This window comes from Hyphomonas chukchiensis, assembly GCF_000682695.1.
Classification (GTDB): Bacteria; Pseudomonadota; Alphaproteobacteria; order Caulobacterales; family Hyphomonadaceae; genus Hyphomonas; species Hyphomonas chukchiensis.
The window spans coordinates 24,147-45,415 of the sequence record NZ_AWFG01000010.1 but is presented as its reverse complement, the minus strand read 5'-3'; the positions used below and the strand labels follow the sequence as shown (position 1 = coordinate 45,415).

Genomic DNA, 21,269 nt, shown 5'->3' with positions numbered 1-21,269 from the left:
CGGGCAGGGGCTTTGTCGAGGCAATCACCCCGCCTTGCGAAACGTCAGGCTGATGCGCCTTGCGCCCATCATCGGGTGATCACCGGCCTTCACCGGCAGCACGCCATGATAGGCAAGGCGCGCACTGCGCCCGAATACGAGCGTATCGCCATGCTCCAGCAGCACTGTCTGCTTCGGCCCTGACCGTTCCGTCCCGCCAATCACGAATCGCCCCGGCAGGCCGAGCGATACGGACACGACCGGCTCGCCAAGGTCCTGCTCGTCCCGGTCCTGATGTGGCGTGAGGCGCGCGCCCACCTCATAGCAATTGATCAGGCAGGCATCCGGGTCAAAACCTGCCGCTCCGAACGCCGTCGCCGCCCGCACCGCGACAGCGCGCAAAGCCTCCGGCATGTCCGGCCAGGGCCGCCCGCTCAGCGGGTCAACCGCCTGATAACGATAACCCGCCCTGTCAGACACCCAGCCGACCCGTCCGCAATTCGTCATCGACACCGACATGGTCTTGCCCCCCGGCGTCACGAGGTGGCGGAACGGCGCCGCCGCCAGCACAGGCTGCAGCGCGGCCCACATCGCCGCCGCATCGGCAAAGCCCGGCAGGTGCAGCACGCCCTCGCCATGCCACGCCTCGCCCGGCCTCAGATCGCTCAACAGGTCAGCCATCACGTCGCCTCATGGAAGATAATGCCCGTCGCAAACCGCGCGCCCCGCGTCAGCGTGCTGACACCGTGCCGCATCTTCACGCGGTACTCGCCGCGCGCGCCTTTCACGGGCCGTTCGTTGACCGCAAACACGACCGCTTCGCCAGCGCGCAGCGGCACCACGTGCGGCCGCGACTGCATCCTCGGTCTCTGCTCGGTCATCACGAATTCACCGCCGTCAAAATCATCTGCTTCACTCAACAGGATAACGACCTGGAGCGGAAAAACGATCCCGCCATACAGGTCCTGATGCAGGCAATTATAGTCCCCGGACTTATAGGAGAGCATCAGCGGCGTCGGCCGCGTCTGTCCCGCTGCATGGCATGTCGCGATAAACTCAGCATGATCTGGTGGGTAGCGCATCTCCGTCCGCATCCGCTCGGCCCAGCGATTGGCGATGTCTGCGCAGGCGGGATAGAGCGCCTCGCGCAGCGCTGCGATCGGGCCGGGCAGGGGATAGCGGAAATACTTGTACTCGCCCCGCCCAAACCCGTGCCGCGCCATATGCACATGGCTCCGGTAGAGGTCGCTCTCACCATAGGCACCGATCAGGCCCGCCCGCGCATCCGCCTCGATCAATACGCCCAGCGAGGCAAAGCCGGTCGCATCCAGCCCTGCCTCAACAGAGGTCCAGTCAATCGCCGCAACATTCACGCAGCCGTCTCCCAGGCAAGCAGCGCCCGCTTGCGCTCGACGCCCCAGCGATAGCCGCTCAGGCTCCCATCGCTCCGCACCACGCGGTGGCACGGCACAATCACCGCCACCGGATTGGCTGCACAGGCGGCCGCAACCGCTCGCACCGCGCCCGGCTTGCCGATGGCCGCCGCCACTTCCGCGTAGGAGGCCGTGTCGCCGGGTTGTATCGCGCGCAGGGCATCCCACACCGCCAGCTGAAACGCGGTGCCCTTAAGGTCCAGCACCAACTCGCCCACCGGCGCCTCGCCCAGCATGACATCAACGACCTGCGCAATCGCCCGGTCCATCCCCATCCCGGCCGGCACAAGGTCGGCGTCCGGGAAGCGCGCCGCCAAGTCTTCCGCCAGCGCCGCATTATCCGCGCCGAACAGCACCGCGCGGATGCCGCTCTCACTCCGGGCCACCACGATCCGCCCGTGCGGTGTGTCGCCAAATCCGTAAACCAGTCTCTCAAGGTCTTTCATGTCCGTCTCCATATTGGCATGGATGGGGTTTACGCCTGCCGACGCGCGCCCGCATTCCGATACATGCTGCCCCTGCACGAACTGCATTCTCCACACCTGCGCCTGAACCTGTGCCATTGCCCCGCCGCGCGACGCCTCCCATATTGAAGGTGCAGCAATCCTCCGGCCCGTTCCGGGGATAAGGGTCCCCCATGACGCCAGATTTCCTGACGCCGGAACTCATTCAGGCGTTCTTCGCCGTTATCGCAATTGACCTCGTCCTGGCGGGCGACAATGCCGTGGTCATCGGCATGGCGGCAGCTGGCCTGCCAAAGCACCAGCGCGCCAAGGCCATCCTCATCGGCATCATCGCCGCCACCGTGCTGCGCATCCTGTTCGCGCTGATCGCGGCCGAGCTGCTGCTGATCGTTGGCCTCCTCTTTGCCGGCGGTGTCCTGCTCCTCTGGGTCGCGTGGAAGATGTGGCGCGAGCTGCAGGAACACGCCGCCCATGACGCGGCCGAAGCCCTTGCGGGGCAAGACCTTGACGGCGATGGCACCATTGCCGGGCAAAAGCCTGCCAAGTCCCTGCGCGCCGCCGTCATGCAGATCATTCTCGCCGACGTGTCCATGTCGCTCGACAATGTGCTTGGCGTCGCCGGTGCCGCGCGCGAACACCCCTGGGTGCTGGTCTTCGGCCTCACGCTGTCGATCCTGCTGATGGGGCTCGCCTCATCATTCATCGCGCGCATACTCGGCAAGCATCGCTGGATCGCCTTTGTCGGCCTTGGCATCATCGTCTATGTCGCGCTGCACATGATGTGGCAGGGCGGGCTTGAGCTTTGCACCGAGGGCCTCCCCATGCTCGGCGCGCATGTCCCGGCGGCCTGCGCGGCGATTCACTAGGCATCTGAGAAATCCATCTTGCGGGCCATTCGGCAGAAGCAGATAATGTCATCTGTGCCAGCGCTTGCTGGTGTTTTCATGGACAACACATCTCATGGGCCGCTTCCTGAAAGCCCTGGTCATGACGCTCCTCATCATGGAGATCACGGCCATAGTCGACCTCACCGCCGTCTGGACCCTCCTCGCGGAACTCCACACCCCTCAGACAATCGTGAACATCGCGCTGGCCATCTCGGTTGTCGGCCTCGCCGTTCTGGCTTTCGTGGTCTATCGCCGCGCAATACGCGCCGAGCACCGGCTGGAGTCCGAAACGGAGGTCGTCCCACTCGACATGCCGACGATGCCAGCCATCGGCGCTGGCATAAACGCCGTGGGTCCGACCGCGGCGCGTTCCATCCTCCCGCCACCGCCCGCGTCGCCCCGTCCGCGCCACGCGCGCTGAAGCGCTATTCCTGCCGGATGAATTCCGCGATCATCGGGGCGTAGGCATCGTCAGCCTCGCCAAGGCTGCGATTGAGCGTACGGTGCGAGCGGTCCGCCGCCTCCACCACGCGTGCTGAATGGCCCGCGCCGCGCAGCGCATCTGCCAGCGCGTTCGAGGCCTCGCCAGCGCCGGGCCGGTCGACATGGAAGATCAGCATGGGCGGCGTCGGTGTTCCGGCCTTCACCTGCAGCGTCGGCGATGCTGCCCGCCACACGGCCGGGTCGTCGCCAAAGGGCTGGCGGTAAAGCCGAGGCAGGCGCCGTCCGCCAAAGCGGGCAAGGTCCGGAATGTCATAGGCCGCCCCATCCAGCAGCACGGTGCCCTTCAGCACCGCCGGCGTCAGGCCCTGCGCCGCAAGGTATTGCCCATCCACCGACAGCAGCGCCGCAATATGCGCCCCCGCCGAATGCCCCATCAGGAAAATATTGTCCGGGTCGCCGCCATAGCGTCCAATCTCGCGGTGCACGAAGGCGACCGCTGCAGCGGCATCTTCCATGAAGGCCGGGAAAGGGTCATCCGGCGCCAGCCGGTAATTGATCGAGACGTAGACAAATCCCTGCCCGGTGAAATAGGGCACATGGCTGTCGCCGACCGCATTGGTCTTGCTGCCACGTCGCCATCCGCCCCCATGCACCATCACCAGGACCGGCGCATCCTTCGCCCCTTCCGGCGTATAAATGTCGAGACTGAGGCTTTCGGGATCGACGCCCGGCAGGCTTGCATAGGGCACATCGAGATAGGTTTCCGCCTGCGCGGAGGGCACGGGCGCGAGCCAAAAGGCCATGACGGCCGCCAGACAGATCCATATCCGCATTCCACGCGATCCTCGCTTTGGCTCAGGATATCATTCAACGGCGTCAGTCAGCAAATCCGTCGCCGGCGCTTTCAGCTGTCGGGTCTCAGGCGACTTTCTCGCGATATTCAAACAGCCACGCATCCATCTGGGCGTAGGGCAGGGGCTGTGAAAACAGATAGCCCTGCATCAGGTCACATCCGATGGAGGTGACAAAGGTGGATTGAAGCCGCGTTTCGATACCCTCGGCCACCACGCGCACATTCATCGCCTTTGCCAGTTCCATGATCGAGGTCAGCAGGTTGGCCACCTTGTTGTTCGCGCCAAGCGCGCGCACCAGGGACTGGTCCAGTTTCAGCTTGTCCAGCGGCAGGTCCAGCAGCGCCCGCAGGTTTGAAAATCCCGTGCCGTAATCGTCCAGCGCAATCTGCACGCCGGCTGAACTGAGTTGCTCAAGATTGGCCTGCGCTGACTCAAGATCGCCGACAATGGCAGATTCCAGAATCTCAACGCATATCTGCTCGGGACTGATTGCCATAGCGGCGAGCCTGCCGAGCAATTTCGTCGCGAAATCCTCACAGGCGATGTCCTGCGGCGAAATGTTGAGGGACAGGTAATTGATCAGGCCATTGTCCAGCCATGGCTTGACCTGCTCAAAGGCCTTCCCGCGCAGATGCTTGTCGAGATCACCGGCCATTGTGCACATATGGGCAAGTTCAAACAATTCAGCCGGATCGATGGGACCAAAATCCTTGTGCGTCCAGCGCGCCAGCGCTTCCACGCCGCGTACAAGACGCTTCGACGTGCAGATGATGGGCTGATAATAGGGAACGATTTCACCATTTGTGATGGCTTCCGGCAAGTCACGCATGATCTGTGTGCGGCGCTTTTCGGCCTCGTTGAGCTTGTGGTCAAAAAGCACCACGCGCCCGCGACCGGACTGCTTGGCCTGGATCAGGGCGATGTCTGCATAACGCATCAGCTCTTCGGGATCGGTCGCATCATCAGGATAGACAGACATTCCGGCAGAACCGGAAATATTGATCCTGCGATTATGGTCCTTGACTGGGCGGAAGGCGTATTGGCGCGCCTCTTCAAATCCCTGCCTCAAGGCTTCCTGGCCGATATTTGGCAGTTCGGTCAGAAGCGCGAATTCATCGCCGCCCCAGCGCGCCACCGCAAAGACATCAGGCAACTCGTTCAGACGCCTTCCCACTGCGGTCAGCACCTTGTCGCCGGCGGCATGGCCAAACCGGTCATTGATCTGCTTGAACCGGTCGACATCGATGAACGCGACGCCGAAAGGCTTGCCGGTCTCCTTGGCGGCATGAATGGCTTTTTCCAGTTCGGCATCAAACCCGAGACGGTTCATCAGGCCTGTCGCCGTATCCGTCCGTGCAATCTGCAGTGTACTGGAGTGCATACTCTCGACGGCGTTCAGGCGCTTCTGCAGCTCTTCGGTCCGCTGCGACCAGGTCGATTCAAGATGCTCGGCCTGGGCTGCCGGCTCACGTTTCAGGGCTTCGGATATCCATGATCTATCCGTGCGGTTTTTATCGGATTTGAGCGTTGCGAGAATGATGGCGACCAGGCCGACCGAGCCGTCCGGCAGTGTCAGGGGCATCTTGCGGGTCAGCGCAAAAAGGCCCTCGCCGATCTCTTCCTCGTTGAGGCTCTCTTCGCTACCAAAGACGCGGCGGTCCTGGGTGCGGAACACCTTGACCTGCTCCATCGGAAAGTAGGCAGTATCATCCTTTCCGATATAGTCTTTGGTGCCAATGAGATGCTCGAAGGCGGTGTTGCCATAGATCCATTGATGCTTCGCGTTCTTGGCGAAGATCGGATAAGGCAGGGCATCAAAAACCTGTCGAAGGTGTTCAAGTGCGACGATCATCGGGAGTGTCTCTACTGAGCCTATGGATGCGCTAGCCAGAGCGCAGGCCATTCAGGGTCGGAGGAAGGGCTATCAACTGCACACATCACGACCATATATTCTATGTGATAAACAATAAGCTAATGTGACGTGCAAATCCGATGCGATAATGCGCTTTCAGGCTGTCCGCGTTTCTGCCGCCACACCCCTTATCAGCCCGGGAGGGACTCATGCCCGGTTTCGGCGTATAAGGATGAGGGGCGCGCAGCTGCCCGCAAAGCCGTCGCCAGCGCATTTCCTGTGTGCAGGCCTGTGGACAAGTGTCGCAATCGTTACCGGAACATCTTGCGGCATTAACCTGATTGAAGCACTATATGTGGTGTATATTGCTCCACATATCGACATGAACACCCAAGGAGGCCCCCATGGCTGACGGACACCAGAATTTGCCAGGACTGCTGACCCCCAGCTTTGCCTACAAGCCGTTTCGCTACCCGTGGGCCTATGAGTTCTGGAAGAAGCAGCAGCAGGTCCACTGGATGCCCGAAGAGGTGCCATTGGGTGAGGACTGCAAGGACTGGGCGGTCAAGCTGTCTGACGGCGAGCGGAACCTGCTGACGCAGATCTTCCGTTTCTTCACGCAGTCCGACGTCGAAGTCGGCGCGAACTACATGACCAATTACATGCCGCTCTTCAAGCCGACCGAAGTGTCGATGATGCTGGCCTCCTTCTCCAACATGGAGACGATCCACATCGCGGCCTATGCGCTGCTGCTGGAAACCATCGGCATGCCCGATTCGGAATTCTCCGCCTTCATGGAATACCAGGAGATGTCGGCCAAGCACGACTATCTCGGCCAGTTCGGCTGCGAGACCAATGAAGACATCGCCGTCTCCATGGCCGTCTTCGGCGCCTTCACCGAGGGCCTCCAGCTCTTTGCCAGCTTCGCCATGCTGATGAACTTCCCGCGCTTCAACAAGATGAAGGGCATGGGCCAGATCGTCACCTGGTCGATCCGGGACGAGTCGCTCCACTGCGAAGGCATGATCAAGCTCTTCCACGCTTTCTGCGCGGAAACCGGCGTGATGACCGACGCCCTGCGCGAGAAGATCCGCGAATGCTGCCGCACCGTGGTTGCCCTTGAAGACAAGTTCATCGAACTGGCCTTCGAAGCCGGCGAGATCGAAGGCATGACACCCGACGATATCAAGCAATACATCCGCTATATCGCCGACTGGCGCCTCGGCCAGCTGAAGCTCGAGCCGATCTACGGCCTCGAAAAGCACCCGCTGCCCTGGCTCTCGGAAATCCTCAACGGGGTCGAGCACGCCAACTTCTTCGAACAGCGCGCCACCGAATATTCCAAGGGCGCAACCCGCGGCGACTGGCACGGCGAAGACGGCGTCTGGACCAATTTCGACAAACGCAAATCCGCCTCCGTTCCGGCGGAGTAGTCCCGTTCAACCTCCCCCGCACGCGGGGGAGGTTGAGGCGGAGACGTTCACTCCCCCAACTTGAACTCCAGCGGGTATTCCAGCCCCGTCACGGTCACGAACTGGCCGTCGACGAGTTGCGGGGCGAACTCGGCTTTCGCGACAGAGCCTTCCGCTTCGCTCACAAAGATCGGGTCCGAACACACCGCCGAGACGCGGAACGGCTTGCCGCGCGGGTCGATGCTGAAGGCCACGTTGCAGGTTCCCGAAATGCCCCGCTCGGCGGCCCGGCGCGGATAGGTGGGCAAAGGCGGGCGCACGACCTGATAGTCGCGCGAGGAAATCATCACCGGGCCGATGGTCGGCATCTTCACATGGGTCGGCACGCCGGTCGGCACGGCGCCGTGTATGAACGGCGTCGGCAGGATAATGTCCGTATGCGTGGCTGAGGCGCGTGGCGGCGGGGGCGGCTGTGTGGCCGATTCCAGCGGAGTGGGCTTTGTGCGCTTTGTCACCGGCGCATCCGGGTCCGGCCGCTGCGGCGTGATCACATCCAGGATACGCGAGGCGACCGGCTCCAGCGTGATCTCTTTCACGTCGATCAGCGAATTCATCAGCAGGAACAGGCCATAAGCGACGGGCAGGGCCATCAGTGCGGCGGCCGGTGTGCGAGTTGCAGTTGAGTTCAGCATGCGTGTTTCCTCCGGTTTTGCCGGGCCGGTCATCCGGTCCCGTGTCAATTAATGTAATGTAATACTGTTACAAATACGGCGCGCGTCAATCGAAATCTGGGCAGGGCCGCCGGAAGGGGGCCTCGCTTCAATCGAAATGGAGGAATGGCCCGGCGGCCGGATCAGTCCGCTTCGAGGCCGACCCGCATGTGAACCTGCACGCCGCCGGGCAGGTAATCCATGTTGGCGAAAGATCCGTCACCCTTGCCAAGCAGGCTCTGGATCAGCTTGCTGCCAAAGCCCGTGCGCTCCGGCGGCGAGACGGCTGGCCCGCCCGTCTCTTCCCAGCGGATGTCGACAAAGTCGTGGCCGTCTTCGCTCACGCGCGTCCAGCCAATCCGCACCTTGCCCTCGGCCACGCTCAGCGCGCCATACTTGCTGGCATTCGTCACCAGTTCGTGCAGCACGAGGCCGAGCGCCCGCGCCCGCTCCGCGGTCAGCAGCACCGGCTCGCCCTCGACTTCCAGGCAGTCGCCCGTGTCCGGCACATAGGGCTGCACCTGGCTTTCGATCAGGTCACGCAGGCGCGCCGGCGTGCTGGTGCCATCCACGATGATCGAGTGCACCGATGAAATCGCCCCGACCCGTCCGGAAAACTTCTCGCGGAAATCGTCGAGGTCTTCCGACGAGCGCAGCGTCTGGTTCATGATCGACGTGACCAGCGACAGCGTGTTCTTCACGCGGTGGTTCATCTCGCGCACATGCAGCGCCGAGAGTTCCTCGCGCAGCTTGTCCTCGGTCCGGTCGAACACGACGCCGCGCTGGAAGAGGGGCGCCCGCTGGCCCTTGTGGATTCCGAACTCGGTCTTGCCGCGCACGCCGATCCAGCGGAACGCGCCGTCGGGGCCCTTGATGCGGTGGTCGGCCTTGTATTCGCCATCGCCATCAGGGTCCATCGAGCGCTGGATCGCCGCCATCACCTCTTCATAGTCATCGGGATGGATCGACTCGAAGATTTCCCGCTCGCCCAGCTGCGCGCCCTCGGCGTCAGCCCCGAACAGCATCACGGCGCGCCGGTCCCAGCGCGATGTATTATTGATGAAGTCGGACTGGAATATGCCGAGATTGGCCGCCTCGACCGCGGTGGTCAGGTTCGTCTGCGTCACCATCAGCTCGTCCATGATGGCGCGTTCCTCGGTAATGTCGCGCACGACACCGCAGGTCATCACCGCGCGGCGCTTATCGCCCACGGTTTCGAAATCGGTGCGTCCGTTCACGGCCACCCAGCGCACGCTACCGTCCTGCATCAGGGTGCGATGCTCGACCGTATAGGTGCCGCTCCCCTTCGGGTTCAGGGCATCACTGGCCGCCCGCGCCACCCAGGCCCGGTCGTCCTCATGGGTCAGCTGGATCATGATGTCGATGGGCTGCACGCTGTCGAAATGCGGCACGCCGAACAATTCGCGGGTGCGGGCATCCCAGCTCAGCCGGTCATTGGCGACGTCATACAGGAATACGCCGATGCCAGCCGCATTCATCGCGAGCTGCAGCATCCGCGGGTCAGTCGGACTGGAAGGAAACGCGCCGTTTCCGTGCTTGAAAATCATCCCGTATCCATCATCGGCCATAATGGCCGGTCCAGTCACCAAAGCAGACAAGGCGGCGCTCTCACGCCGCCCTGTTCAAAGCACGAACATACATGGTTCGATCACTTTGTCCTTCAGATTCTAGAACAGGATACAGATTTCCCTCAATAGGTGAAGTGAGGGGCCGCCCGTGGCCGTGGGCGACCCCTCCAACGCACAAGACCGGGAGGAAATGGCCTAGCGTTGTTCCGCGTCGGCGAGGATCATCACGGCCTGCTGAGCGAATTTGTCAGCCGTTTTACGACCTTCGCTTGCCTGCTGTTCGTTGATCTTGGAGATGGCGGCCGACACGATATCGTCGACACAGCTGCGGTCTGTGTAATAGCCGCCGAAGACGGGAACATAGCTCGTGCAGGCTTTCTTGGCCTGGGATTCGATGGAAGCCATCACGACAGGTGCGCCGGAATCGAGCGCCACCAGGTCCTTGTCGTATTCGATTTCGACAGTGATGGGGGTTTGCGCTTCCGCAAAAGCGACTGGAGAGAGGATCACGGCAGCGGCCATGATCGATGCAATTGGTTTCAACATGGGTTTAGCCCTTCAAGAAGTTAGCGCCGGAAAATCCGACAGGAAACTCCCCCCGCAACTGAGCCTTATGACCGCTGCTCCCCGTAATGCGCTCATCCGCGCACTGGCCAACCGGGAACAGCCAACTCATGCTGCACTGCAATAATGTTCTCGCAGGCGCAGCAACGCAACGATTGAAACGCGAATTTTATGTCAAACGCTGCGTCTGTTCTGTCATCGCCTGTTTAGCGGGCGCGGTTGCCCAAACCTTCATCTGAAATGGCGCTAAGAATCCCGAAATCTGGAGGTCTGGCATGCATATTTGCATGATAAGTGGCTCATTTCGCAGCCTTCCGTAGCGGAATATTTGGCCATAAATATCATAAAAACAATACATGTGGGGATTCGAGTCGATTTGGTCCAAAATTCCGCAGGCTCGCGCCGCCCCTGCGCCCTGTCATGGCCCGGCATAACAGGGCAGGGCCAAACCGCCAGCCAGCGCCGCAATCTGCAAGGCCTTCTACAGGGGCCGGACACGATCCCCAGCGCCATCGTGGGTGGATCGTGCGCCCGGCACCGCCCGCGAGACCCTGCGGTGGTCCCGGCGGCTGATTCGCACGCAGGCGCCAGTCTGTCCCACACCTGTACATGCCGACACTCCAGCAGGCATCGGCGATTCCGGCCCTTTTGCCCCTCCGCTTTCCGCCCCCTCCCGGACCCGTGGCATGATCAATCCCATGTTCAGCCTTTCCGATTCCCTGCGCAGCCTTGTCATCGTCTCCTGGCGGCGGGCGGACTATCACGCCCATGAATTGGCGGGCAGCCTGCGCCTCGGTCTCACGCTCTGCCGGCCCTTCCTCAAGCGGGCCGAATGCGCCCTCCTGAAGGCGCGCCTTGTCCGGCTGGAAATGCTCACGCGCCGCCTGCTCGTGCTGATGGTTCTGGAACAGCCTCTGCCGGTTCTCCCCGTGCGCAGCCGCGATCAGGCCAGAGAGCCCGGCCCCAGGCCAGCCCGCCCTGCGCGCCGCCCGCTCTTCACGCGTCCCGTCTTCCGCCTCTCCGATCCCCGGCCGCGCCCCGGTGCCATCGCGCCCAGGCCGCCGAGGCGCGCCGCGGCCCCGCGCCCGCGCCTGCTGTATCTCGACCAGCCCCTGCCGCCACCGGAGCCCGGCGAATATCCGCCCCGTCCGGACGATCTCATTCCCGCCCAGGCGCTCGTGCGCCGCGCCGTCGCCCTGCGCGATGTCTATGCCGACCCGGCCCGCCACATTGCCCGCATGGCAAAGCGCCTCGCGCAAGACCTCGGCGCGCCCGAGCCTGCGCCGCTCCTCGCCGAAGAGCTGCCGCCAATCGTGCGCAGTCGCCGTCAGGACAGGGACGAACGCGAAGCCATGCAGGACATTCACGCTGTCGCGCTGAAAGCCCTCGCGCACGCCGACACGTCCTGACCCCGCAGGCGCCAACCGCAACGCAAGATCGGCCGGGCAGGGACCACCTGCACCGGTCGCCCGTGCTGCAGTGCCTTCGGAATATTACAAAAAGATATGATTACATCCGTGGTCATTGGGTGTAGCCCCGAACCTGTCCGCAAGACCACAGGCTGCCTTGCCCAAAAGGAACGCGCCAGCATGATCCTCCCCACACCCGCCAATGACACGACCGAGATTGCCAACAAGGTCGCAAACGTCACCTTCATCTTCTGGATCATGAAGATCTGCGCCACCACGGTCGGCGAGACAGGCGGCGACCTGCTCTCGATGACACTGAACATCGGCTACGCAGCCAGCTCGCTCATCCTCATCGCTTTCTTCCTCGTCGCGCTGGCCCTGCAGATGCGCGCCAAAGGCTTTCACCCCTTCCTCTACTGGGCCGTCATCCTGGCCACCTCCACGGCGGGCACCACGATTTCCGATTACATGGACCGCTCGCTCGGCCTTGGCTATGCCACCGGCGCGGGCATTCTCGCCGGCCTCCTCGTTGCCGTGCTGCTGACATGGCGCTTCGCCATGGGCTCCATCCGGGTCGACCATATCCACCGCCCGCCGGTCGAGCTGTTCTATTGGGCGGCCATCCTCGTCTCCAACACGCTGGGCACGGCGCTGGGAGACTATCTCGCTGACAGTTCGGGCCTTGGCTACGGGCTGTCGAACCTCATAATCTCCGGCGCCATCGGTCTCTGCGTGCTCGGCTATTTCTTCACGCCCATTTCCCGCACGGCGCTGTTCTGGGCGGCTTTCGTGCTGACGCGGCCCTTCGGCGCAACGATGGGAGACCTGCTCACAAAGTCACCGGACAAGGGCGGCCTCGGCATTGGCACGGCGGGCTCAAGCGCGGTTCTCCTGGCCATTCTCGTCGGCCTGATCCTCTACACGATGTACGAGAGCCGTCGAAAATCCCTGTCTCTCACGCCGCAATAATCGACAGGGCGCCTATTTGGCGGGCATCACGCTTAACGGGGCTTGCGGCAGCCTGCGCGCCGCCACGACCATCACGCATCCCGCCAGCCCCATGGCCAGGATCAGTTCGACAATATGGGTCAGCGAAGCACGCCACCCGATCTCGGCGACATTTAGGAAGCCATAGGGATACATGCCGGTCAGTTGCCCGCGCAGCAGCACCAGCGTGGCATAGACGGCCGGGAACGCCATCCAGGCCGGAACCTGTGACAGCCGCAGCCCGTCCTTGCGCGAAATCAGCAGCCAGTTGCTCAGCATCATGACTGGCGTCACATAATGGAGGATGAAATTGGAGATCTTCTCCCAGCCATGGGGCGTCCACAGCTCGCGCAGCATGAAGTGATACACCAGCGCCACCAGCAGGATGTAGAGCGTGATGGCGGCCCGCAGGCCGGGTTTCGAAAAGAATTTTCCCGGCCCGCTCTCCGGCGCCAGCGCGCTCCAGCCCATGGCCACAGCGACCAGCACATTCGTATCCAGCGTAAAATAGCTGAAATACTCGATCACCGTGCCCGCCAGCCCGTGCGGATTGGGCGGAGCCAGTGACAGGATCATTTCCAGCCCGGCCCCCGCTGCGGCCGACAGGGCCACGGCGCCGTCAAACAGGCGTGCACGCATTATCCCCTCCCAAGGTTGCGACTGAAACTATTCCGATTTTTGCGCGCGCCAAGCCCTCTCAACTCCTGAGGGAAGTGCGCCATGCGATATCGCCTTCGCTGGCAGCAGCAATTGACGACTCAGTCCATTTCCGGCATCTGGGCCTATGACGAAACTCACCACACCTGCAGCGGTCGTTGACGCGCTGGACAAGCTTTACAGCGAAGCCGTCGAGGCCCTTTCCGGCGCGCTCGACCTTTACCTCCACAAGGGCACGCCGCCCGACACCAATCTGCGCGACAGCGGCGCCTTCTGCTATCCGCAGATCCGGCTCACCTATGATCCCGACGGCCCGCCGCCGCCCATCTCCCGCGCCTTCGGCAAGATGTCCGAAGCCGGCATCTATATTTCCAGCTTCACCCGGCCGGATTTCTTCCGTCCCTACCTGATCGAACAGCTGACGCCTTTGATGCGCGACTATGACATCGAGGTCGTCGTCGAGCGCTCGTCGCAGGAAATTCCCTATGCCTATGTCTGGGAACAGGGCCAGGCCGAAGGCCTTGAGGAAATCTCGCCCGCCGAACTCGCCCGCTGGTTCCCCAGCCCGCAACTGGCGGACATTGGCGACGAAGTGGCCGATGGCGAACTCTACGAGCCCTACGAGACCCACCCGCTCGCCCTGTTCGACGGCCCGCGAGTGGACCTCTCGCTGAAGCGGCTCCAGCACTATACCGGTACGCCGGTCGAGCATTTCCAGCACTATGTTCTCTTCACGAACTATCACCGCTATGTCGACGCCTTCTGCGACTGGGCGCTGACCCAGATCGGCACCGACAGCCACTATACCTCGCTCTCCGTCCCCGGCGGGCTGGAAGTCTCCGACGTCACCGAAGCCTCGCGCGCTGACATCGACGCCGCCCCATGGCGCCGTTTCCAGATGCCGGCCTATCACCTGCGCGCGCCCAACGGGGCAGGGATCACGCTGGTCAATATCGGCGTCGGCCCGTCGAACGCCAAGACGATCACGGATCATCTCGCGGTCCTGCGTCCGCAGGTCTGGCTCATGGTCGGCCATTGCGGCGGCCTGCGTCACAGCCAGTCCATCGGCGACTATGTGCTTGCCCACGCCTACCTGCGCGAAGACCATGTCCTCGATTCCGTCCTGCCACCGGAAATCCCGGTCCCGGCCCTCGCCGAAGTCCAGGTCGCCCTGCAGGAAGCGGCTGCCCGCGTCACCGGCGAAACCGGCGATGCCCTGAAGCGGCGCCTGCGCACCGGCACGGTTGTCACCACCGATGACCGCAACTGGGAACTGCGCTTCACCGCCAGCGCCCGGCGCTTCAACAAGTCCCGCGCCATCGCCATCGACATGGAAAGCGCCACCATCGCCGCCAACGGCTATCGCCTCCGCGTGCCCTATGGCGTGCTGCTCTGCGTCTCCGACAAGCCGCTCCACGGCGAGATCAAGCTCCCCGGCGCAGCCAACCGCTTCTACGAACGCGCCATCGGCGAACACATCCGCATCGGTATCGAAACCCTCGAAATGCTCGCCGCCGACAAGGGCGCCAAGCTGCACTCGCGCAAACTCCGCGCCTTCGACGAACCGCCGTTCCGGTAGGAACGATGGGCGGGGAGGCTTTTGACATAGCGCGGGCGCTGAAGGGGTTGCGTTGGCTGCTCGCCCGGGACCTCGTCCTGATCCTCCAGCTAGGAGTGATCTGGGCCGTGGTGGCCGCCATCGCCTCTATGCTGTCAGAATACATTCCGTCTGAAGTGCAAGGCTTTGTCGGATTAAATCAACTTGTCGGGCCATTTTTCGTTGCCGCATTTACGGCGGCTGCGCTTTCAACCAATCAGCCAACTTTATCAAATGCCTTGAAGGCTGGCCGGTTGCTTTATGTCCAGTTCGTTGTCGTGCTCTTTATAACCTTCGTGCTGCTTCATCTCGGGCTCAAACTTATGGTCCTTCCCGGTATAGCACTGGCAATCCTGGTCAGCTGCGCACCGTCTGTCCTCTTTCGGGAGGACACAGGCATCATGGGGGCACTGATTGAGGGCGCCCGATTGGTCCTGCCGCGGTTCTGGAGAGTTGCGGCTTGTTACCTTGTCGTGACGGTGCCCGTCATGGTCTTTGCAGGCTTGATACTGCTTGCGGATCAAGGCTTGTCACTGGGAGTGAGCACCCTGGTCATACTCTCAATTGTCGGAGTATTTGCTCAGGTCATAACGACATATTTGGGAGCGGCCATTTACCTGGAAGCCACCCACGTATCGCGTGTGCAGTCAGTCTGATTGTCGGCATGTGACGCTATTTCACGCGCCCAAAAGAAAACGGGCGCCCCCGAAGGAGCGCCCGTCATTCAGTCCGGAAACCTAAGGCCCATCTGGCGTCACAATCGCCTTCGCCTCGTCCGACAGCAGGGCGATCAGCGCCGGTTCGCCGAGAGTCTGCAGGTAGGCGACAAAGTCGCGGCCGCTGCCTTCCCGGGCGCCGGTCACGATGATCCGGTCGACCAGCGCCACGAAATCATCCAGGTCGTCCTTGAAGAAGATGTCGCGCATGAAGGGGTATCGTCCCTTGTAGCAGCCGATCACGACCCATCGCCAGAACAGCAGCACGTCGCGGTCGTGCAGCACGCCCGTCTCGATGGCCCGCATGATGCGCCGAATCCAGCCGAGATAGCGCTGCAGGGCCGAGACGCTCACCTCGGCCTTCTGGCTGACCACGGTGGAGGTGTCGACAAAGGCAACCGTGCGTTCACCCTCCCGGTATTTCCAGTCACGGTCCGATCCGGTGCGCCATTGCGTGTTGCGGTCCATCACGCTGATCAGGCGCACGCGTGTCGGCTTGCCGTCAGTGGTGAAATCCACGACGCCTTCGGATTCCAGTACCTGGAGGATCTGCTCGTCAAGGTCCGTCGTCAGCTGCAGGCGCGCCATGGAGAGTTGCTGCTCGGTCTGCTTCTGCTGGTTCCGCATCACGACGAGATAGGCAAAGGACGCGACCCAGGCCGTGCCGAGCGCCGTGATGCCATAATTCAGGATGGAGAAGGAAATCTGCTCGCGCGAATCCGGTTCGAACGAGGCCATGGCCGCCACGCGCCTGTCGGGCCAGGTCAGTTCCAGGAAGCCATGGAACAGGTCATTGGTCAGGCCGCTGAGTACAGCTGCTCCCAGCACGATGAATATGAACGTGATGAGCGCCAAAAGGCCGATGGCCATCCAGCGAAGAATCCATTCGGGCATTTCGGTCCCCCCTTTTCCGTCTCCGTCCCGTTTCCACAGGGCAAAGTTTCAGACGAAAATTTCCCGGAGACAACCCGGAATCGAAACGGGCGCCCCCGAAGGAGCGCCCGCCATTCAGTTCAAAAGCCCAAAGCCTATTTGGCATCAAGCTTCGTGATTTTCGTACCTTCGATGCTCAGGCCGGCCATCAGGCCCTTCTGGTCGAAGATGAACGCGTAGGCGTCTTCCTGAAGGGTCGAGGTCGAAAGGTTCTCGGCAACGCCGGCATTGACCAGCACGACCGTTGGGCCGACGCCGATTTCCCAGCCATCGGAATCCTCAACATATTTCACGGCATCATCATTCATCAGGAACACGGCATAGCCATATTGCTGCGCGCCAGCCTGAAGGCCCCACGAGCCGGTGAACGTGCTGTAATAGTCCTGGACGGCGCCGCCCTTGCGCATTTCGCCTTCACCATAAGCGCCGCCAACACCGAGACCGGCCTTGACGATCGACGGGAAGATCAACACCGCGCGCGCCTTCGAGGCGATCGCTTTTGCGGCCGAGTTGTCAGCGGTCAGGCGGTTCAGGGCCTGCGTGCTCTGGGAATCGATATCAGCGCGGCTGACTTCGTCCGGCATGCTTGTGCACGCAGTCGTCAGGACGGGCGCGCCAACCACGAGGCAGGCAGCGAGTAGGGCAGAACGGAATTTTGACATAGAGGTATCTCCTTTGTCGGCACACATGCCGTAGGCCCTCACTACGCGGAAGAACGGACTTGGTTCCCGGCCATTCACAGCTGACGCAAGGTCCTGTCTGGACGGGGGAAAGATCGCGCGCTAGCTGGTAAGGCATGAAAACCCGCATCTACCCGCTCGAAGGCGTCCGCAATTTCCGTGATTTCGGCGGCTACGCCTCCCGCTACGGGGGTGCGGTGAAGCCCGGCCTCCTGTTCCGCTCCGGCCATTATGGCGAGGCTTCCCCAGCCGATATCGCAGCAATCGAAGCGCTCGGCATCGCCCTGCAGGCAGATCTGCGCCGCCCTGACGAGCGCGAGAAACAGCCCGGCCGCTGGTCGGCTCCCACCACGATCACCCATGATGGCGGACGTGAGACCGAGGCCCCGCACACCCGCTTCCTGCAGGAAGTCGAGGTCAATGCCGAGGCCGCCGATGGCTGGATGAACACCTATTACCAGATGGCCCCCTACAAGGCCCACCATACCGAGATGTTTGGTGACTGGTTCCGCCAACTGGCCGCCCTGGACGGCGATCAGGCGGGCCTCGTCAATTGCGCCGCCGGCAAGGACCGCACCGGCATCCTCTGCGCCCTCACGCATCATGTCCTGGGCGTCAGCGAGGCCGACATTCGCGAGGATTACGAGCTGACCAACAAGGCGGTGAATGTTTCGCTCTTCCTCCCGGACGCCGCGAAGTATTTCAACGACATGCTGGGCAAGCACCATGACACGGAAGTCTACCGGCCCTTCCTCGGCGTGCGCCTGCGCTATCTCGAAACCGCCTTCGCCACGATGAACGCCGAATCCGGCTCCATCGACGCCTACCTGACCGACCATCTCGGCGTCGACGACGCCATGCAGCAGGCGATTCGCGACCGGTTGATCGAGCGCTAGGGCCCAAGTTGAACGGACATCAGAAGGTCCGGGGCCATCCAGACGGTGTCTGATTCATGTGAATAGTATATTTGCCATGTCACAGGCTTGGCCGAGGTGACGAGGTAAAATTTTCGAGTCTGCACCGCAACATGGTAGCTGTCGTCGTCCGTGTTTCGAACAAAGCTGCGCTCCCAGGTCTCGGATACAAACTCAAGACGTCCCTCACCGTCGAATTTGTCAAAAGAGTTATGAAACAGTCTTCCGTTAGGGTGCTCGCCCCACGTCTGGATATCCAGCGCCACCACATCACACGGCCGTATCTTGATGGGATCGAGGAGGGATGGCTCGCGGGCGTTTAGGGCAGGGTTCAGAACGTGATCGGGGGCATAATTCAATTGGTCGCTCTTTATCGCTTTCTTTATGGCGGGAGCGTCCTGGCACAGGGCGTCATCCACCGGCGGCGGCTGTTTTGCGCACGCCGACAGGAAGACCATCATGAAAAGCAGACCGATACGCGGCATTATGCTCCACACTTTATGGGTCGGTGTGAAATGGTCAAACCTGCGATTTGACCGTGTTTGCCTTGCGCCGGTCGCCCGGTCTTCAGCGGGCGCCTACTGGCCGTGCGCCCGGCGGATATCGTCTTCCCACTCCATCGTGCCGCCGCGCATCAAACGGTCATGCTGGATATCCGCCTCGCTCTTGCGGTCGACGAAGATCGAATTGTCGATCCCGCCCGGCAGGACCTTGGGAATGGGCTTGTCATGTTCGACATACCATTCCAGCAGATTGTCATAGCCACCTGTCCGCGCCAGTTTTTCGCTATACAGCGCCTGCAGGCGTTTCTCTTCCGGCGTGGCCAGCCTGAACCAGGGCTCCCGGTCAAACGGATCAGGCTTGGGCTCCGGCGGGCAGTCTGCGGCCTCGCGTTCCTCCGGGCTCATGCGCCCGCAAAACATCATCGCCAAAGCTGTCTGCACGGCAGGGTCCACGCCCGGCCCCTCGGGCACATTGCCCGTTTCCTGTGTGCCGGGGGCGCTCTCCTCCGGCAGGATCAGCGTCTCGCCCGGCGCATCGTCAGGCGCGGCGGCAGGCGGTGCGCGCGTCGCCTGTGTCTCCAGCTTCGGCAGGGCGCGGCGGGCAGGGACTGTCTCGACGGGCGCGGGCGGGGCAGGGGCTGGCGGCGGGGGTGTCTCGGGAGGCGGCTCGACGATCAGGTCGACAATCAGCGGTGCAGTCGCAACCGGCGGGCGCGGGCGCCACGGATTGACCAGCAGCACGGCGCCCAGCACCAGCGCATGCAACCCGACCGACAGCAAGGCTCTCGCCCAGCGCGACCCTGCCATGGCCTTCGCCAGCCTCTGCGCATGTTTCATCCCACCCATGATTGCAGGCATAGCAGCAAGCCAATCACAGCTTGAGTTACGAATTCGAGAGGTAGTGCCGCAGTCTCATGGCAGGTGGCGGGAGACTCCCCATTGCCCCCGCGCCTGCGAAGCCGCTAATGTCCCCGCGATGAGCGAATCTGATACCCCCGAGCGCGACGACCAGACCTTCTCCATGTTCGGAGAGGAAGAGGCTGGCGCGAAGCCCAAGGCCTATCAGGTCCTCGCCCGTAAATATCGCCCGCGCCTCTTCACCGACCTGATCGGTCAGGAGGCCATGGTGCGCACGCTCTCGAACGCCTTCGAGACGGGCCGCATCGCCCATGCCTTCATGCTCACCGGCGTGCGCGGCGTCGGCAAGACCACCACGGCGCGCCTGCTCGCCCGCGGCCTCAACTACACACGCGAGGGCCACGACGCGCCCTCCATCCATCTCGACCCGCCGGGCGATCATTGCGAAGCCATCATGGCCAGCCGCCACCCGGACGTGCTGGAACTCGATGCCGCCTCCCGCACAGGCGTCGCCGACATGCGCGACCTGCTGGACGGCGCCCGCTACGCCCCCGTCTCGGCCCGCTATAAAGTCTACATCATCGACGAAGTTCACATGCTGTCGACCGCCGCGTTCAACGCGCTGCTGAAGACGCTGGAAGAGCCGCCGCCGCATGTGAAATTCATCTTCGCCACGACGGAAATCCGCAAGGTGCCGGTCACGGTCCTGTCGCGCTGCCAGCGGTTTGACCTGAAGCGGCTCGACTCGGTCGAACTCGCCGCTCACCTCAAGCGCATCGCCGAGCGCGAAGGCGCCAAGGTGTCAGAAGAAGGCCTCGCCCTCATTTCCCGCGCCGCCGAAGGCTCTGTGCGTGATGCGCTCTCCATTCTCGATCAGGCCATCGTCCAGACCATGGATGGCGGCGAGGTCACCGGCCCCGCCGTGCGCGACATGCTCGGCCTCGGCGACCGGGGCCGCCTGCTCGATGCGTTCAGCTTTGCCATCAATGGCGACGCCAAGGCCGCCCTCGCCGAGATCAAGGATCAGGTCCATGCCGGGGCTGACCCCTCGGTCATCCTGAAGGACCTGATGGACATTGCCGCCGACGTCGCCGTCGCGCAGGCCACGGGCGGCGACTACGATCCGGGCGGCCCGGCCGACTGGGCCGCCCGCACGCAGGCCCTCGCGCAGAAGCTGACACCGGCGCAGGCCTCGCGCTGCTGGCAAATCCTGCTCTCCGGCTTCAATGATCTGCAGACCGCGCCCGACACGGCGACGGCGCTGAACATGGTGCTGCTGCGCCTGACCGCCGCCTGCAGCCTGCCATCGCCCGAGGAGGCCGCGCGCCTCCTCGCCAGCGGAGGCACAGATTCGCCGGGAAAGTCTGACGCCCCCCCTGAGGCGCCGCACCATCCCGGCGGCATCACAAGCTTTGCCGATATCATCGCCTGCCTCGACGAACTGCGCGAAGTGAACCTTCAGGTCGAACTCGAGAAATACGTCCGCCCCGGCAAGATCACGCCCGGCCTGCTCCAGTGCGAGCTGGAGCCCGGCGCCCCCGCAGACCTGCTGGCCCGGCTGAAGAAATTCCTCGAGAACGAAACCGACATGGACTGGGTGGTCGAGCGCGTCTCCGGCGGCGGCGAGACCGTGCGCCAGACCGAGATCCGCACCCGCGAGGAGCGCTTTGCCTCCGCCGCCGCCCATCCGGCCGTCGCCGAGGCGCTGGCCAGCCTGCCGGGCGCAGTGATTGTGGATGTGATCGACCCCGAACCGCTTGAAACCGGGCCAGCGGGTGACAATGTCATCCAGCTCGCCGCCCGGCGCTAATAATAAGAGGAAGCACC

22 protein-coding genes are annotated in these 21,269 nt (G+C 62.8%); 9 read left to right on the top strand and 13 right to left on the bottom strand.

What is annotated here, in order from left to right; all coding sequences use genetic code 11:
- Nucleotides 1–24 precede the first annotated feature (24 nt).
- From alkB to HY30_RS03745, 3 genes are read right to left on the bottom strand one after another with little or no spacing between them, the layout of a single operon-like run.
- Entirely contained in the window at nt 25–660 is a 636-nt protein-coding gene (alkB, locus tag HY30_RS03755) for a DNA oxidative demethylase AlkB (RefSeq protein ID WP_051614773.1), read from the bottom strand.
- Nucleotides 660–1,400 carry a 2OG-Fe(II) oxygenase gene (locus HY30_RS03750; RefSeq protein WP_051614799.1) on the bottom strand — a complete coding sequence of 247 codons (741 nt, stop codon included), beginning with the start codon at nt 1,398–1,400 and terminating at the stop codon, nt 660–662. The genes alkB and HY30_RS03750 overlap by 1 nt, the downstream gene beginning before the upstream one ends.
- A complete protein-coding gene (locus HY30_RS03745; protein WP_206741406.1) occupies nt 1,349–1,858 on the bottom strand; it encodes a methylated-DNA--[protein]-cysteine S-methyltransferase in 510 nt (169 codons plus the stop codon). Before HY30_RS03745 ends, HY30_RS03750 begins: the two co-directional genes overlap by 52 nt.
- A 191-nt stretch (nt 1,859–2,049) precedes the next feature.
- Here HY30_RS03745 and HY30_RS03740 point away from each other — a divergent pair, with 191 nt between their 5' ends.
- Both HY30_RS03740 and HY30_RS03735 read left to right on the top strand, forming a co-directional pair.
- On the top strand, nt 2,050–2,742 hold the full coding sequence (locus tag HY30_RS03740) for a TerC family protein (protein ID WP_034737269.1): 693 nt from the start codon (nt 2,050–2,052) through the stop codon (nt 2,740–2,742).
- A gap of 94 nt (nt 2,743–2,836) precedes the next feature.
- Nucleotides 2,837–3,184 carry a hypothetical protein gene (locus HY30_RS03735; RefSeq protein WP_034737267.1) on the top strand — a complete coding sequence of 116 codons (348 nt, stop codon included), beginning with the start codon at nt 2,837–2,839 and terminating at the stop codon, nt 3,182–3,184.
- 4 nt (nt 3,185–3,188) lie between these two features.
- On the opposite strand, the gene HY30_RS03730 is transcribed toward HY30_RS03735, so the two are convergent.
- Nucleotides 3,189–4,010, bottom strand: a complete 822-nt coding sequence (locus HY30_RS03730; RefSeq protein ID WP_162176886.1) for an alpha/beta hydrolase — start codon at nt 4,008–4,010, stop codon at nt 3,189–3,191.
- A 115-nt stretch (nt 4,011–4,125) separates the two neighbouring features.
- Complete coding sequence (locus HY30_RS03725; protein ID WP_034737262.1) at nt 4,126–5,913, bottom strand: sensor domain-containing protein; 1,788 nt, start codon at nt 5,911–5,913, stop codon at nt 4,126–4,128.
- 404 nt (nt 5,914–6,317) lie between these two features.
- Here HY30_RS03725 and HY30_RS03720 point away from each other — a divergent pair, with 404 nt between their 5' ends.
- Nucleotides 6,318–7,346: a ribonucleotide-diphosphate reductase subunit beta gene (locus tag HY30_RS03720; protein ID WP_034737260.1), complete on the top strand. Its 1,029-nt coding sequence runs from the start codon at nt 6,318–6,320 to the stop codon at nt 7,344–7,346.
- 47 nt (nt 7,347–7,393) lie between these two features.
- On the opposite strand, the gene HY30_RS03715 is transcribed toward HY30_RS03720, so the two are convergent.
- From HY30_RS03715 to HY30_RS03705, 3 genes are all read right to left on the bottom strand, one after another.
- Nucleotides 7,394–8,017, bottom strand: a complete 624-nt coding sequence (locus HY30_RS03715) for an energy transducer TonB (protein WP_051614769.1) — start codon at nt 8,015–8,017, stop codon at nt 7,394–7,396.
- A 161-nt stretch (nt 8,018–8,178) separates the two neighbouring features.
- The gene (locus HY30_RS03710) at nt 8,179–9,624 is read right to left on the bottom strand and encodes a sensor histidine kinase (RefSeq protein WP_034737258.1); all 1,446 of its coding nucleotides are present in this window, start codon (nt 9,622–9,624) and stop codon (nt 8,179–8,181) included.
- Nucleotides 9,625–9,819: 195 nt separating this feature from the next.
- On the bottom strand, nt 9,820–10,170 hold the full coding sequence (locus tag HY30_RS03705) for a UrcA family protein (protein WP_034737256.1): 351 nt from the start codon (nt 10,168–10,170) through the stop codon (nt 9,820–9,822).
- Between the two features lie 704 nt (nt 10,171–10,874).
- Between HY30_RS03705 and HY30_RS03695 the strand changes: the two genes are divergently transcribed.
- On the top strand, nt 10,875–11,597 hold the full coding sequence (locus tag HY30_RS03695; protein ID WP_034737252.1) for a hypothetical protein: 723 nt from the start codon (nt 10,875–10,877) through the stop codon (nt 11,595–11,597).
- Nucleotides 11,598–11,777: 180 nt separating this feature from the next.
- A complete protein-coding gene (locus HY30_RS03690) occupies nt 11,778–12,566 on the top strand; it encodes a COG4705 family protein (RefSeq protein WP_034737249.1) in 789 nt (262 codons plus the stop codon).
- Nucleotides 12,567–12,578: 12 nt separating this feature from the next.
- On the opposite strand, the gene HY30_RS03685 is transcribed toward HY30_RS03690, so the two are convergent.
- Nucleotides 12,579–13,223 carry a Pr6Pr family membrane protein gene (locus HY30_RS03685; RefSeq protein WP_051614767.1) on the bottom strand — a complete coding sequence of 215 codons (645 nt, stop codon included), beginning with the start codon at nt 13,221–13,223 and terminating at the stop codon, nt 12,579–12,581.
- Between the two features lie 145 nt (nt 13,224–13,368).
- On the opposite strand from HY30_RS03685, the gene HY30_RS03680 reads away from it, so the two are divergent.
- Both HY30_RS03680 and HY30_RS03675 read left to right on the top strand, forming a co-directional pair.
- A complete protein-coding gene (locus tag HY30_RS03680; RefSeq protein ID WP_034737247.1) occupies nt 13,369–14,820 on the top strand; it encodes an AMP nucleosidase in 1,452 nt (483 codons plus the stop codon).
- A gap of 5 nt (nt 14,821–14,825) precedes the next feature.
- Nucleotides 14,826–15,494 (top strand): YciC family protein, encoded by a 669-nt coding sequence (locus tag HY30_RS03675; RefSeq protein WP_034737245.1) that lies wholly within the window; start codon nt 14,826–14,828, stop codon nt 15,492–15,494.
- Between the two features lie 81 nt (nt 15,495–15,575).
- Here HY30_RS03675 and HY30_RS03670 read toward each other — a convergent pair whose 3' ends face one another.
- Nucleotides 15,576–16,448, bottom strand: coding sequence for a hypothetical protein (locus HY30_RS03670; RefSeq protein WP_034737243.1), 873 nt, complete (start codon nt 16,446–16,448; stop codon nt 15,576–15,578).
- A gap of 134 nt (nt 16,449–16,582) precedes the next feature.
- Nucleotides 16,583–17,149 (bottom strand): lipid-binding SYLF domain-containing protein, encoded by a 567-nt coding sequence (locus HY30_RS03665; protein ID WP_034737241.1) that lies wholly within the window; start codon nt 17,147–17,149, stop codon nt 16,583–16,585.
- A gap of 134 nt (nt 17,150–17,283) precedes the next feature.
- Between HY30_RS03665 and HY30_RS03660 the strand changes: the two genes are divergently transcribed.
- Nucleotides 17,284–18,063 (top strand): tyrosine-protein phosphatase, encoded by a 780-nt coding sequence (locus HY30_RS03660; protein WP_034737239.1) that lies wholly within the window; start codon nt 17,284–17,286, stop codon nt 18,061–18,063.
- On the opposite strand, the gene HY30_RS03655 is transcribed toward HY30_RS03660, so the two are convergent.
- Both HY30_RS03655 and HY30_RS03650 read right to left on the bottom strand, forming a co-directional pair.
- A complete protein-coding gene (locus HY30_RS03655; RefSeq protein WP_034737237.1) occupies nt 18,060–18,566 on the bottom strand; it encodes a hypothetical protein in 507 nt (168 codons plus the stop codon). The genes HY30_RS03660 and HY30_RS03655 overlap by 4 nt on opposite strands.
- 93 nt (nt 18,567–18,659) lie before the next feature.
- Nucleotides 18,660–19,430 (bottom strand): hypothetical protein, encoded by a 771-nt coding sequence (locus HY30_RS03650; protein WP_162176885.1) that lies wholly within the window; start codon nt 19,428–19,430, stop codon nt 18,660–18,662.
- A gap of 130 nt (nt 19,431–19,560) precedes the next feature.
- On the opposite strand from HY30_RS03650, the gene HY30_RS03645 reads away from it, so the two are divergent.
- Entirely contained in the window at nt 19,561–21,252 is a 1,692-nt protein-coding gene (locus HY30_RS03645; protein ID WP_034737234.1) for a DNA polymerase III subunit gamma/tau, read from the top strand.
- Nucleotides 21,253–21,269 lie beyond the last annotated feature (17 nt).